Source organism: Pseudomonas chlororaphis (assembly GCA_001023535.1).
Classification (GTDB): Bacteria; Pseudomonadota; Gammaproteobacteria; order Pseudomonadales; family Pseudomonadaceae; genus Aquipseudomonas; species Aquipseudomonas chlororaphis_E.
In genome coordinates, this window is record CP011020.1 from 5,765,474 (window position 1) to 5,779,187 (window position 13,714).

Annotated in this window: 8 protein-coding genes; 3 read left to right on the plus strand and 5 right to left on the minus strand. The window is 63.0% G+C overall.

The features are described 5' to 3' along the window. Positions 1–272: 272 nt before the first annotated feature. Positions 273–983, minus strand: a complete 711-nt coding sequence (locus VM99_25145) for a GntR family transcriptional regulator (GenBank protein ID AKK01187.1) — start codon at positions 981–983, stop codon at positions 273–275. A 338-nt stretch (positions 984–1,321) separates the two neighbouring features. Here VM99_25145 and VM99_25150 point away from each other — a divergent pair, with 338 nt between their 5' ends. Both VM99_25150 and gudD read left to right on the plus strand, forming a co-directional pair. Continuing rightward, positions 1,322–2,668 carry an MFS transporter gene (locus tag VM99_25150; GenBank protein AKK01188.1) on the plus strand — a complete coding sequence of 449 codons (1,347 nt, stop codon included), beginning with the start codon at positions 1,322–1,324 and terminating at the stop codon, positions 2,666–2,668. 27 nt (positions 2,669–2,695) lie between these two features. Beyond that, a complete protein-coding gene (gene gudD, locus VM99_25155) occupies positions 2,696–4,039 on the plus strand; it encodes a glucarate dehydratase (GenBank protein ID AKK01189.1) in 1,344 nt (447 codons plus the stop codon). Positions 4,040–4,222: 183 nt separating this feature from the next. On the opposite strand, the gene VM99_25160 is transcribed toward gudD, so the two are convergent. From VM99_25160 to VM99_25175, 4 genes are all read right to left on the minus strand, one after another. Continuing rightward, entirely contained in the window at positions 4,223–6,457 is a 2,235-nt protein-coding gene (locus tag VM99_25160; GenBank protein ID AKK01190.1) for a glycogen branching protein, read from the minus strand. A gap of 11 nt (positions 6,458–6,468) precedes the next feature. Next, positions 6,469–9,813 carry an alpha-amylase gene (locus tag VM99_25165; GenBank protein ID AKK01191.1) on the minus strand — a complete coding sequence of 1,115 codons (3,345 nt, stop codon included), beginning with the start codon at positions 9,811–9,813 and terminating at the stop codon, positions 6,469–6,471. Positions 9,814–10,033: 220 nt separating this feature from the next. After that, positions 10,034–12,031 (minus strand): alpha-1,4-glucan:maltose-1-phosphate maltosyltransferase, encoded by a 1,998-nt coding sequence (locus VM99_25170; GenBank protein ID AKK01192.1) that lies wholly within the window; start codon positions 12,029–12,031, stop codon positions 10,034–10,036. Positions 12,032–12,698: 667 nt separating this feature from the next. Continuing rightward, entirely contained in the window at positions 12,699–13,199 is a 501-nt protein-coding gene (locus tag VM99_25175) for a methyltransferase (protein AKK01193.1), read from the minus strand. Between the two features lie 136 nt (positions 13,200–13,335). Between VM99_25175 and VM99_25180 the strand changes: the two genes are divergently transcribed. Further along, complete coding sequence (locus VM99_25180) at positions 13,336–13,569, plus strand: hypothetical protein (protein AKK01194.1); 234 nt, start codon at positions 13,336–13,338, stop codon at positions 13,567–13,569. Positions 13,570–13,714: the final 145 nt, after the last annotated feature.

A 13,714-nucleotide genomic window follows, 5' to 3' on the forward strand; every position in this document is an offset into this window, starting at 1 on the left:
ACCGGCACAACCTCGGTTGCGCCGGTTTTTTTTGCCCGTGTGTTTAGCGGGATACTTGCCGGCCCCATCGCGAGCAAGCTCGCTCCCACAAGGGAATCTGTGGCGGGCACACCTCTCCAGTCCACAAAACAACACTGTGAGAGCGGGCTTGCCCGCGAAGGCGGTGGGTCAGTTTGCTCCGGTGCTGGATGGACCATCGCTTTCGCGAGCAAGCCCGCTCCCACAAGGGGATCTGTGGTGGGCACACCTCTCCAGTCTCCCGCAAGGGGATCTCAGGACCTGGCGCCAAACCGGTCGCGGCTGTTGGTCAGGTGCAACCACATGGCTGCGCGGGCGGCGTCCGGGTCTTGGCGCTTGATGGCGTTGAAGATCGCCTCGTGCTCCAGGTTCGCCAATTGCGCCAGCTTGCCCAGGTCCGCCTGGCCTCGCTCGATCACGTTCACCCGGGTCCTGGGGATCATCGCACTGCCCAGGTGCTGCATGATCTCGACAAAACAGGCGTTGTCCGTGGCTTCGGCAATCAGCAGGTGAAAGCGCCGGTCGGCTTCGACGCAGCTGTCGTTGTTGCTGGACAACCGCTGGTAGTCATCCAGCGCTTGGCGCATCTGCTGCAGGTGGTCTTCGCTGCGCCGCTGGGCAGCCAGGGCGGCGGCCTGGGTTTCCAGGCCCAGGCGCAACTCAAGGATGCCACGCACCCCCGCCGCCGTGTCGACGTTGAGCCGCAACCCTGGCTCGCCGGTGGGCTCGAGCACAAACGTCCCGATGCCGTGACGGGTTTCCACCAGCCCCGAGGCCTGCAACTTGGAGATCGCCTCGCGCACCACCGTGCGGCTGACGCCATGCTCGCGCACGATCGCCCCTTCGGACGGCAACTTCTCTCCTGGCTTCAACTGCCCCAGCAGAATGCTCTGGCTCAGCTTCGCGACCAGGTCGTGGGCCAGGTTATGGGTACGCTTGCGCAGGGGCGCTTCGGTGTCTTGCATCGCCGGGGTTCCTCGAAGACAGGCTGAGTGATCCTACCACCAGTGGTAAGGCGAGTAATCGGCAATGCAAGGTCCAACTTGTATGACAACATACTGAAAACCTACGAAATACTGTGAACCTCGCCTTTAAAATTCGCGGCCCTTGCCGCTCCCCCACTCAACTCCGCCAATGTTACCATCCAAAAAAACCTAACAAATACGGCATAAGAACCCATCCCACCCGAGCCAATCATCATCAAAAAGCGCTTGTCAGCGAAAAAAATCGAGTTGTATGATGTCTAGCAACATCGGCACCTGCACGATGCCCCGCATAAAAATAACGAGTGGGAGAAAAACCAGTGAACACATCCATCCCCCAGGCCAACGCCGGTGCGGATCCCGTGCTGCTTTCGGCCATCGCCAAGGTCAAGCGCCACATCCTGCCGCTGTTCGTCATCATGTTTATCGTCAATTACATCGACCGGGTGAACATCGGTTTCGTGCGCGCCCACATGGAGCACGACCTAGGCATCGGCGCCGCGGCCTACGGCTTTGGTGCCGGCCTGTTCTTCATCGGCTATGCACTGTTCGAAGTACCTTCCAACATCCTGCTGCAACGCATCGGCGCCCGCATCTGGCTGACCCGCATCATGCTCACCTGGGGCCTGGTGGCCGCCGGCATGGCGTTCATCCAGAACGAAACCCACTTCTACATCCTGCGTTTTCTGCTCGGCGTGGCCGAAGCCGGCTTCTTCCCGGGGGTGATCTACTACTTCACCCGCTGGCTGCCAGGCGCCGAACGCGGCAAGGCCATCGCCATCTTCCTCAGCGGCTCGGCCATTGCGTCGTTGATCTCCGGCCCACTGTCAGGGCTACTGCTTCAAATCAACGGCCTGGGCATGCACGGCTGGCAGTGGATGTACTTCATCGAAGGGATGTTCTCGGTCGGCCTGTGCGCCTTCGTCTGGTTCTGGCTCGACTCCAAGCCCCACGACGCCAAATGGCTCAAGCGCGAAGAGCAGGACGCACTGGTAAACGCCATCGACGATGAGCAACGGGCCCGCGAGGCCGCCACGCCGATCAAACTGTCCATCGGCCAACTGCTCAAGGACCGCCAGATCCTCCTGTTCTGCCTGATCTACTTCTTCATCCAACTGACGATCTACGCCGCCACCTTCTGGCTGCCGAGCATCATCAAGAAGATGGGTGACCTGAGCGACATCCAGGTCGGCCTGTTCAACTCGATCCCGTGGCTGTTGTCGATCGTCGGCATGTACGCCTTCGCCTCGCTGTCGTCGAAGTGGAAATTCCAGCAGGCCTGGGTGGCCGCCGCCCTGTTGATCGCCGCGGCCGGGATGTTCATGTCCACTACCGGTGGGCCGGTGTTCGCGTTCGTCGCCATCTGCTTTGCGGCCCTGGGCTTCAAGTCGGCCTCCTCGCTGTTCTGGCCGATTCCCCAGGCTTACCTCGACGCCCGGATCGCCGCCGGCGTGATCGCCCTGATCAACTCCGTGGGCAACCTCGGCGGCTTCGTCGCCCCCACCACGTTCGGTCTGCTGGAACAGCACACCGGCTCGATCCAGGGCGGCCTCTATGGCCTGGCGACCACCTCGATCATCGCCGCGATCATCGTCTTCGCCGCCCGCAATACGCCCAAGGCCAAGTCGGCAACGACGCCTACCCACTCGGCCGCCAGCCACGTCTGACCATTCGATTGCTCAAGGACTCGCACCATGAATTCTCAAGAAACCAGCAACGCCCCGATCATCACCAGCATGCAGGTCGTGCCCGTGGCCGGTCATGACGGCATGCTGCTGAACCTCAGCGGCGCCCATGGCCCGTTCTTCACCCGTAACGTGGTCATTCTCAAGGACAACGCCGGCCACACCGGCGTCGGCGAAGTGCCCGGCGGCGAACGCATTCGCCAGACCCTCGAAGACGCCCGCTCGCTGGTGGTCGGCAGCCCCATCGGCACCTACCAGAAGATCCTCAACACTGTGCGTCATGCGTTCGCCGACCGCGATGCCAGCGGCCGCGGCCTGCAGACCTTCGACCTGCGCATCACCATCCACGCAGTGACCGGCCTTGAAGCCGCCCTGCTGGACCTGCTCGGCCAGCATCTGGACGTGCCGGTGGCAGCCCTGCTCGGCGAAGGCCAGCAGCGCGACGAAGTGAAGATGCTCGGCTACCTGTTCTACGTCGGCGACCGCCAGCAGACCGACCTGGCCTACCGCAGCGAGCCGGACGCCGACATCGACTGGTTCCGCGTGCGCCACGAAAAGGCCCTGGACGCCGACGCCGTGGTCCGCCTGGCCGAAGCCGCCCATGCCCACTATGGCTTCCAAGACTTCAAGCTCAAGGGCGGCGTGCTCAAGGGTGACGAAGAAATCGAAGCGGTCACGGCCCTCGCCGAACGCTTTCCCCAGGCACGCATCACCCTCGACCCGAACGGCGCCTGGTCACTGAAGGAAGCGATCCGCCTGTGCCGCGACCAGCACAAGGTCCTGGCGTATGCCGAAGACCCTTGCGGTGCCGAGCAGGGCTATTCCGGCCGGGAGGTCATGGCCGAGTTCCGCCGCGCGACCGGCCTCAAGACCGCGACCAACATGATCGCCACCGACTGGCGCGAGATGGGCCATGCCATCACCTTGCAGTCCGTGGACATCCCCCTGGCCGACCCGCACTTCTGGACCATGCAGGGTTCCGTGCGCGTGGCGCAGATGTGCAACGAATGGGGCCTGACCTGGGGTTCTCACTCCAACAATCACTTCGATATTTCATTGGCGATGTTCACCCACGTGGCCGCCGCCGCGCCGGGCGACATCACGGCCATCGATACCCACTGGATCTGGCAGGACGGCCAGCGGCTGACCAAGGCGCCCTTGCAGATCCAGAACGGCTGCGTGCAAGTGCCGAAAAAACCGGGGCTGGGGATCGAGCTGGACACCGATCAACTGGCCAAGGCCCATGAGCTGTACAAGGGCATGGGCCTCGGGGCACGGGACGATGCGGTGGCGATGCAGTACCTGATTCCGGGCTGGACGTTCAACAACAAGCGGCCGTGCCTGGTGCGCTGAAGGAATCACAAAAGTCCTTCAGGTGAGCACATCCATGTGGGAGCGGGCTTGCTCGCGAAGAGGGCCTGACAGTCAGCATCGATATTGACCGTCAGACCGCTCTTCGCGAGCAAGCCCGCTCCCACATTGGAACTGCGGTGATCTTTAATTCTGTAACCGCCACAGTTGGCCTTTATGTAACCCCTAACCCTCCGGCCGCAGGATCAGCACCGCCAACGGCGGCAGGTTGAGCTCCAGCGACAGGGACTGGCCATGGCTCGGCACCTCTTCGGTGCTGGCACCGCCACTGTTGCCATAGTTGGACCCGGCGTAGGTCGCGGCATCGCTGTTGAGCAGTTCCACCCAACGCCCAGGGAACGGCACGCCCACCCGGTAGGCCTCGCGCGGCACCGGGGTGAAGTTGGCGACCACCAGCACCGGCCGGCCTTCCTTGCTCCAACGCAGCCACGCATAGACGCTGTTCATCGCGTCGTCGCCAATCAGCCATTGGAAACCCTGGGGCGCATCGTCCTGGTCGTGCAGGGCCGGCTCCTCGCGGTACAACCGGTTCAAATCCTTGACCAGTTGCTGGACACCGCGGTGCTCAGGGTATTGCAGCAGGTACCAGTCCAGTTGCTGATCGTGGTTCCACTCGCGCCACTGGCCGAACTCGCAGCCCATGAACAGCAGTTTCTTGCCCGGATGCCCCCACATGAAGCTTAAGTAGGCGCGCAGGTTGGCGAACTTCTGCCAGCGATCACCGGGCATCTTGTCGATCAGCGAACGTTTGCCATGGACCACTTCATCATGGGAAATCGGCAGGACGAAGCGTTCCGACCAGGCGTACACCAGGCCGAAACTCAGTTCATTGTGGTGATGGGCGCGGTACACCGGGTCCTGCTGGATGTAGTGCAGCGAGTCGTGCATCCAGCCCATGTTCCACTTGTAGGAAAAGCCCAGGCCGCCCTGCTGCGTGCTCTGGCTGACGCCCGGCCACGCGGTGGACTCCTCGGCGATGACCAGCGCGCCCGGCGCCTCCAGCGCCACCACGTCGTTGAGATGACGCAGGAAATCGATGGCTTCCAGGTTCTCGCGGCCACCGTGGCGGTTGGGCACCCACTCGCCAGCCTTGCGCGAATAGTCGCGATAGAGCATCGAGGCGACGGCATCCACACGCAGGCCATCGATATGGAAATGCTTGAGCCAATGCAACGCCGACGCCAGCATGAAGCCGTGGACCTCGGTGCGCCCGAGGTTGTAGATCAGGGTGTCCCAATCCTGGTGGAAGCCCTCCAGCGGGTTGCCGTATTCGTACAGCGCGGTGCCATCGAACTGGGCCAGGCCGTGGGTGTCGGTGGGGAAATGCGCCGGCACCCAGTCCAGGATCACCCCGATGTCAGCCTGGTGACAGGCGTTGACGAACGCGGCGAAATCATCCGGCGAACCGAAGCGTGCGGTCGGCGCGAACTGCGACAGCGGCTGGTAGCCCCAGGACCCGCCGAACGGGTGTTCCATGATCGGCATCAGCTCGATATGGGTGAAGCCCAGGTCCTTGACGTAAGGCACCAGGCGCTCGGCCATTTCATGCCAGTTGTATTGCCGGGCAACTTCCCCCGCCTCGTCGGTCTCGCATTGCCAGGAACCGGCGTGCAACTCGTAGATCGACAGCGGCGCGCCGGGCAATTGCCGCTCGCGGCGCCGTTGCATCCAGTCATCGTCTTGCCAGTCGATCTTCAATGGCGAGGCGACTTTCGAGGCGGTGTCTGGCGGCATCCGCGTGGCCAACGCTACCGGGTCGGCCTTGAGCGGCAGGATGCCGTGGGCACCGAGGATTTCATACTTGTAGGCTTCGCCCGCGCCCAGTCGGGGAATGAACAGCTCCCACACGCCGGAGGGATACCGGATGCGCATCGGGTGCCGACGACCGTCCCAGACGTTGAAATCCCCCACCACCGAGACCCGTCGCGCGTTCGGCGCCCACACGGCGAAGCGTACGCCGTCGACGCCGTCCACCGTGGTCAACTGCGCGCCAAGACAGGAACTGAGGTCGCGATGGTTGCCCTCGGCAAACAGGTAAAGGTCCATCTCCCCGAGCAAGGCGCCAAAACTGTAGGGGTCTTCGGCCACTTGCTCGCCGCCGGCCCAGCGGGTACGCAGCAGGTACGCCTGGGCATGGTCGAAATGCCCGACGAACAGGCCCGGGGTTTCGGTCAGTTGCAGCTCCCCCAGTTCCTGGCCACCGTCGCGGGCCAGCACATGCACGCTCAGCGCACCCGGCAGGTAGGCGCGGATGAACTGCCCGCCGGCCCCGTCGCCGTGGGGGCCGAGGATGGAAAACGGGTCGTGGTGTTCGGCACGCACCAGCGCGTCGATGTCCTTGGCGGACGGCAGCAACACGTCCTTGGGCTGCCCTTGGGGTTCTTTGTTCGAGACGCTCATGATTCTCTCCACTAAATCGGTCCGGCTAAATCGGAAAAGGGTTCCAGCCCACTCAACAACCCGTACAGACCGTGCAACGGCACGGGCAGCCAGGCGGGGCGATTCTCGGCTTCATAGGCCACTTCATAGGCCGCCTTCTCCAGGCCGAACAACGCCAGCGCGGCGTCTTCGCCTTCAGCATCCTTCCATTCATGGGCAAGACTAGCTGCCGCCAGCCGGTATGCCTCGACAAATGCCTGACGAGCCTCTTTGAGGTAACGCTCGGCCACCCGTTGCCGGGCCGCATCGGCGTCGGCCGTACTGTCGACCGTGTGCAAGTGGATCGCCATCGCCGCCGCATAATCGAAGGACCGCAGCACCCCGCTGACGTCCTTGTACGGGCTGTGCTTGCCCCGACGCTCATGCAACGGCCGCGCCGGCTCGCCTTCGAAGTCGATCAGGTAGGCATCGCCCTTGATCACCAGCACCTGCCCCAGGTGCAAGTCGCCATGCACGCGGATACGCAAGCCACCCACCGCCTTGCCAGCCAGCTCCTGGACATGGGCCAGGACGGTTTTTTTGTGCTCCAGCAAGCGTGCGACCATGGCCTGGTCGGTGGGGTTCAATTGGCCCTGGTGCTGCTTGAGCAGGCGCAGGGCATGTTCCACCTGGGCAGCCACATCCTTGCCAATGGCCTGGGCTTCCTTGGCCGTGGTGGTCTGCGCGGTGAAGTCCGGGTCATCGGTCGGCTGGGCCAGCACCTGGTGCATTTCTCCCAGCCTCTGGCCGAGCATGCCGGCGAAGTCCTTCAACTCGCCCAAAGCGTTGTAGTGCTGCTCCTGCTCGGACACGGCGTCCGCCAACTCGTCGCGCAGCGCGCGCTCCAGATTGTTCTGGGTCCACTCCCACGCGTCGCCCTGGTTGCTCAGGTAACCCTGGGCGATCATCAGCAGCGCGTCTTCGCCCTCGGCGTCGCGACGTACCACCGAACCGAGCAACGGCGAAATGTTGCTAAAGCCCGCGGCGGTCAGATAGGCGCTCATTTCCAGTTCCGGGTGGACGCCCGAGGCGACCTTGCGGATCAGCTTGAGCACCAGGCTGCCACCGACCACCACCGAACTGTTGGATTGCTCGGCGGACAGGTAGCGCACCTCCGGTTCGTCCCCCAGGTTCAAAGCCGCCAGGCCTTCGGTGGGTTCGAAACGCAATTCGCCTTCGGCGCACGGCAGCACCGTACCGGCCTGCATGTTCTGCAACACCGCCCGGATGAAGCTTTCCAGGCTGAAGGCATCGGTGATCAACCCGACCTGGCGGACCCGCCGAACCCGCGACAATGCCAGTTGTTGCGGCAACGCCGCGCCCACCTGGTCTTCGGCCAGCAGCCCGAACGGCAGTTGATAACGCAGGGTCTGGCCGCCGCTGGTGACGTCGATCTCACTGAGCAGCACCGGATGCTGCGGGTCACCGAAACGCACGCCATAAACGATGTCGACCTTCTCGATGGCGCTGTCCTTGCCGGCGAACCAACGCCGGTTTTGCAGCCAGCTCGGCAGGATGCTTTGCTCCAACGTGGTGCGCGACGGCGCTTCGAGCAACTCTTCCAGGCGTTTTTTCAGCACCAGGGTGGTGAAGTCCGGCAGGCTCTGGGCCGGCTCGACGTGCCAGCTCGGCATCTGGTTTTCCGCCGCCAGGGCGAACCAGTAAAAACCGTACGGCGCCAGGGTCAGCAGGAAATTCAGCTGGCCGATGGGCGGGAACGCATTACCGCCGAGCATCTCCACCGGCACCATGCCGGCGTAGGCCGACAGGTCCAGTTCGGCCGCCTGGGCACTGCGTGACACGTTGGCCACGCACAGGATGATTTCGTGCTTGCCATCGGGGCCGGTGTATTCGCGGGTGTAGGCCAGGATCCGGCGGTTGCTCGGCGACAGCATCTTCAGGGTGCCACGGCCGAAGGCCTTGGACTGCTTGCGCACCGCCAGCATCCGCCGGGTCCAGTTGAGCAGCGAATGAGGGTCGCCGGCCTGGGTCTCGACGTTGACCGACTGGTAGCCGTACTGCGGGTCCATGATCGGCGGCAGCACCAGGCTGGCCGGGTCAGCGCGGGAGAAGCCGCCGTTGCGGTCGATCGACCACTGCATCGGCGTACGCACGCCGTCGCGGTCGCCCAGGTAGATGTTGTCGCCCATGCCGATCTCATCGCCGTAGTACAAGGTCGGCGTGCCGGGCATCGACAGCAGCAGGCTGTTGAGCAGTTCCACGCGACGCCGGTCGCGCTCCACCAATGGCGCCAGGCGCCGGCGGATGCCCAAGTTGATGCGCGCGCGCCGGTCAGCCGCGTAGTAGTTCCACAGGTAATCGCGCTCCTTGTCGGTGACCATTTCCAGGGTCAGCTCATCGTGGTTGCGCAGGAAAATCGCCCACTGGCAATTGGCCGGGATCTCCGGCGTCTGGCGCAGGATGTCGGTGATGGGGAACCGGTCTTCCTGGGCCAGCGCCATGTACATGCGCGGCATCAGCGGGAAGTGGAACGCCATGTGGCATTCGTCCCCGTTCAGGCCCTGGGCATCCACATCGCCGAAATACAACTGAGTGTCTTCGGGCCACTGGTTGGCTTCGGCCAGCAGCATCCTGTCGGGGTAGTTGGCATCGATCTCGGCGCGGATCAACTTCAGCACGTCGTGGGTTTCGGGCAGGTTCTCGTTGTTGGTGCCGTCACGCTCGATCAGGTACGGAATGGCATCCAGGCGCAGGCCGTCGATACCCATGTCCAGCCAATAGCGCATCACCGACAGTACCGCCTTGATCACCTGCGGGTTGTCGAAGTTGAGGTCCGGCTGATGGGAATAGAAGCGGTGCCAGAAGTACTGGCCGGCCACCGGGTCCCAGGTCCAGTTGGACTTCTCGGTGTCGAGGAAGATGATCCGGGTGCCGTCGTACTTGTGGTCGTCATCGGACCAGACGTAGAAGTCCCGCGCCTTGGAGCCGGGCTTGGCCTTGCGGGCGCGCTGGAACCAAGGATGCTGGTCGGAGGTGTGGTTGATGACCAGTTCGGTGATCACCCGCAGGTTGCGTTTGTGAGCCTCGGCAATGAACCGCCTTGCATCGGCCATGGTGCCGTAGTCGGGGCTCACGCCACGGTACTCGGCAATGTCGTAGCCGTCGTCGCGCCGTGGCGACGGGTAGAACGGCAACAGCCAGATGGTGTTGACGCCCAGGTCGGCGATGTAGTCGAGCTTCTCGATCAGGCCGGGAAAGTCGCCGATTCCGTCATTGTTGGAGTCGAAATAGGACTTCACGTGGACCTGGTAGATCACCGCATCCTTGTACCAGAGCGGGTCTTTGATAAAGGTGGCAGACCGGGGTTTCTTCGCCATTTGCAACTCCTGATCAATTCAATAAAGCCGCTGGGACGGGCTTGCGAGGTCTTTGTGGCGAGGGGATTTATCCCCGCTGGGTTGCGAAGCGACCCCAAAAAAGCTCAATGCAATCTGGCTGACACACCGAGGTGCCTTGCTTTGGGGCTGCTTCGCAACCCAACGGGGATAAATCCCCTCGCCACAGTTAAATCCCACTTGGCTCACAGGCTTGTTTGCCTCAAGACACACTGATGCGCCAGATCCCGAACGGCTGGTACCCTGGGTCGATGCGCATGAACTGGTACTTGCCATACCAGGTCCAGCGATGCCCGTTCATCAAATCCTCGCCCTGGGTCTGGGCATCGTCCGGCAGGCCCATTTCCCACAGCGGCAACTCGAAATTGGCTTCTTGCGGGTTGTGCGGGTCAAGGCTCACCGCCACCAGGATGAAATTGCTGCCGTCGGGCGTGCGCTTGCCGAAATAGAGGATGTTGTCGTTCCACGCGTTGTAGACCGTCAGCCCCAGGTGCGTATGCAGCGCCGGGTTCTGGCGGCGGATGCGGTTGAGCTGGGCGATCTCGGCAATGATGTTGCCCGGCGCGGTGAAGTCCCGGGGGCGGATCTCGTATTTCTCCGAGTCGAGGTATTCCTCCTTGCCCGGTACCGGCGCCGACTCGCACAGTTCGAACCCCGAATACATGCCCCACAAGCCCGAGCCCATGGTCGCCAGGGCGGCACGGATGAGAAAACCGGCGCGCCCGGAGTGATGGAGAAACGCCGGGTTGATGTCCGGGGTATTGACGAAAAAATTCGGCCGATAGCATTCGCGCAACGGCGACTCGTTGAGCTCGGTGAAATAGGCAGCCAGCTCGGCCTTGGTATTGCGCCAGGTGAAATAGGTGTAGCTCTGGGAATAACCGACCTTGCCCAGGCGCGCCATCATCGCCGGGGTAGTGAACGCCTCGGCCAGGAACATCACCTCCGGGTACTCGGCCCGGACATCGGCGATCAACCATTGCCAGAACGGCAACGGCTTGGTGTGGGGGTTGTCGACGCGGAAAATCTTCACGCCCTCGTTGACCCAACCGACCACGATGTCCCGCAGCTCCAGCCACAGACTGGGAATCGCATCTGCCGCATAGAAGTCGACATTGACGATATCCTGGTATTTCTTCGGCGGGTTCTCGGCGTATTTGATCGTGCCGTCCGGGCGCCAACTGAACCAGCCCGGATGCTGCTTGAGCCAGGGGTGGTCCTGGGAACACTGGATGGCGAAGTCGAGAGCGATTTCCAGGCCGTGGTCGGCGGCGGCCGCGACCAACCGGCGGAAATCCTCGCGGGTCCCCAGTTGCGGGTGGATCGCCTCGTGCCCGCCCGCCTCGCTGCCGATGGCATAAGGGCTGCCGGGGTCCTCGGGGCCTGCGGTGAGGGAGTTATTGGGCCCCTTGCGGAAACTGCGGCCGATGGGATGGATGGGCGGGAAGTACAGCACGTCGAAGCCCATGTCCTGGATCATCGACAGCCGTGAGTGCACGTCGTTGAAAGTGCCGTGGCGCTTGGGGTCATCGGTGATCGAGCGCGGGAACAGCTCGTACCAACTGGCGAACTCGGCCAGCGGACGCTCGACGTCCAGGTGGTATTCGGGGCTGAGGCTCAGGTATGGCCGGTGGTCGGCCTGGGCCATCAGGTCGGCGCTGCGCGGCGCCAAAAACAACGCCACCTGCTCCGCCGGCAACAGGCCGGACAGCTCATCGTGCAGCGCGCTCAACTGGTCGCGCAACTCGCCGTCACTGCGCTCGGCCGCCAGGTGCACATGATTGCGCCCTTCCTGCAGTTCGAGGGCGATGGGCACGCCGGCGCCGTACTTCTTCTCCAGCTCATAACAGAAGCTGGCGTATTGATCGAACCAGGCCTCGATGCAAAACACGTAGCGTCCCTGCTCCGGCACAGTGAACTGGCCGCGCCACCCGTTGTTGCCCAGGTCGGTCATGACCTCGCTGTTCCAGCGTTCCGCTTGCAGCGACCGCCAGCGGATGCGCACCGCCAGCTTGTCGTGTCCGTCGGTGAACACCTTGCTGGTCACCGTTACGTCCCGCCCGGCCACGACCTTGGCGGCAAACTGTCCGCCATCGATCGTCGGCATGGTGTTTTCAATCGCAATCCGAGGCAACAACAAGGCCTGAGACAATGGCAAGTGCGGGTTGTACACAAGGTCGGTCGGCTGTTCAGCAGTCATCGAGCATCGCTCCTTTTACGCCCAATGGACGCGCTTGTGGCGGTAAAGGCCCAACGGGTCCCGTGAAAAAACTCACTTAAACTCCGAACCGAATCGACGGCCAAAAGTTCAGCAAGATTTGGCCCGCGATGCGCTGGGGATAAAACCTGGCGCAAGGGGGTCAACAACCATAAGCACGACTCAAGCCATCTGTATTACGGAGACCCGTCCTGATGAATATTCCGATCCCGGCCGAAACCCCGGACCCCAATATCGACGACCCCACCCTGCCCCCACCGGGGCCTGATCCGGAGCCCATCCCCGAGAAAGACCCGCCGCTGGATCCCCAGCCGCCGTTGGGCGACCCACCCAGCGAGGCGCCCCCGGAACGGGTTTGATGCTCAAGCTTAGTAGGAGACTTGCGAGAGCGAGCCTGCTCGCGATAGCGGTGTAGTCAGTTGAGGTGAACGCTTTCTGGTCGGACGCCTTCGCGAGCAAGCTCGCTCCCACGGGGATGCGTTGGTATCCGTTCCTAGGCTCTGTCTGAAAAGCCTTGATACTCGTTCATGCTGCGTTGAAAACCGGCTCGGAATGCTCATTTACTCCAGTAAAGTCGAGCGCGACCCCGGCCGTTCCTCGCCGGTTTTCGCCTTGCCTGACCTTCGCCTCAAGACTTTTCAAACAGAGCCTAAGGTTGGTCGTCGTTTTCCAGTGCCCGGACAATCAGCGGCATCACACTGAAGATCACCAGCGCCAGTATCGTACTCACCACGGCCGTGGCTTCGCGGCCCAAGCCTGCGGCGACGCCGATGGCCGCGGTCATCCACAGCCCCGCGGCGGTGGTCAGGCCCTTGACATGGCCGACATCGCCCTCGGTGTTCTTCAAGATCGTACCGGCGCCCAAAAAGCCGATGCCGGCCACCACCCCCTGGATGACCCGGCTCATGGCGTCGGCCTGGGAGCCGGACAGTTGCGGCACCAGGACAAACAGCGCAGCGCCCAGCGCCACCAGCATATGCGTGCGCACACCGGCGGCCTTGCCCTTGTGTTCGCGCTCGAAACCCAGGATGCCGCCAAGCAGCGCGGCCATCAGCAGGCGCACCGTAACGCGGGTCATCTGTTCCACATCGGCAATGTCGGCGAATTCCGCTTGCAGGGTCATCCAGATTCGTTGCCACCAGGTTTCCATCGACCACGCTCCTTCCATTCGTTAAACGATGGACCGCAAGCGGCGCCAGAGGTGCGCCCGACCGCTGATCCGGCGCAACGAACCCTGCGTACCGCCAGGCGCCTAACGCACAAGCCCCCAAGAAAGGAGCACCACCATGACTGTGCGAATCGTTGACCAGACCTGTTACTTCGACACCCCCAACGGCCAGGAACAACGCGCCGCTGGCGAACTCACCATCATCACCTGCGAGGAAAAAGCCATGTCGGCGGTCGATCTCAATGGCGCCCGGGTCTACATCACCGAGGCCGAAGCCGATGCCCTGACGGTGGCCGGCGCGGTGGACGGGCGCCAGAACCTCAAGGCGACCGACAGCGGTTCGGTGATCTAGCCAACCTGCCCCGCTGCTCCGTGGGCCTGCCGCCTGGACCCACGGAACAGGGGAATGTTGCTCCGCCAGCCCTGCATCAAACTGTCGCAGGGCTTGGCCTGCAGGGCATCTGATCCGGTTTTTATCGATTCACCTGAGTCTGTTA

Coding starts and splice junctions, on each gene's coding strand:
- VM99_25145 (AKK01187.1), bottom strand. CDS start 983: ATGCAAGACACCGAAGCGCCCCTGCGCAAGCGTACCCATAACCTGGCC.
- VM99_25165 (AKK01191.1), bottom strand. CDS start 9,813: ATGGCGAAGAAACCCCGGTCTGCCACCTTTATCAAAGACCCGCTCTGG.
- VM99_25160 (AKK01190.1), bottom strand. CDS start 6,457: ATGAGCGTCTCGAACAAAGAACCCCAAGGGCAGCCCAAGGACGTGTTG.
- VM99_25170 (AKK01192.1), bottom strand. CDS start 12,031: ATGACTGCTGAACAGCCGACCGACCTTGTGTACAACCCGCACTTGCCA.
- VM99_25175 (AKK01193.1), bottom strand. CDS start 13,199: ATGGAAACCTGGTGGCAACGAATCTGGATGACCCTGCAAGCGGAATTC.
- gudD (AKK01189.1), top strand. CDS start 2,696: ATGAATTCTCAAGAAACCAGCAACGCCCCGATCATCACCAGCATGCAG.
- VM99_25180 (AKK01194.1), top strand. CDS start 13,336: ATGACTGTGCGAATCGTTGACCAGACCTGTTACTTCGACACCCCCAAC.